General features: G+C 51.6%; 1 protein-coding gene. It reads right to left on the reverse strand.

All coding sequences use genetic code 11. The features are described from left to right. Nucleotides 1-287 (reverse strand): family 1 glycosylhydrolase (locus P2081_RS21260; protein WP_369011421.1); only part of this gene is annotated, 287 nt, incomplete at its 3' end. Between the last annotated feature and the right edge of the window lie 2 nt (nt 288-289).

Below are 289 nucleotides of genomic sequence, written 5' to 3' on the forward strand. Positions count from 1 at the left end.
TAGAGATGGTAGGCCTTGGCGTGAGCCAGCAGCATCGTATGACATGCGAGGTATTCCCCGACTCCATGCATTTCTAGACCAGGAGCCAACAACGGGTATACGGGGAGAGACCTTCCGTATCCAAAACTTGAGAACAGTCTTGGCTCATTGATTGTACACCAGTACTTCACCCTGTCACCAAAGTTGTCAAAGAGTATCTTGGCATAGTCTTGGAAGTAGTCTGCTATGACAGGGTTGGGCCACCCTCCCAGGTCTTGCAGAGCTTGGGGCGTGTCCCAGTGGAACATTG

This window comes from Pseudophaeobacter profundi (genome assembly GCF_029697505.1).
Classification (GTDB): Bacteria; Pseudomonadota; Alphaproteobacteria; order Rhodobacterales; family Rhodobacteraceae; genus Pseudophaeobacter; species Pseudophaeobacter profundi.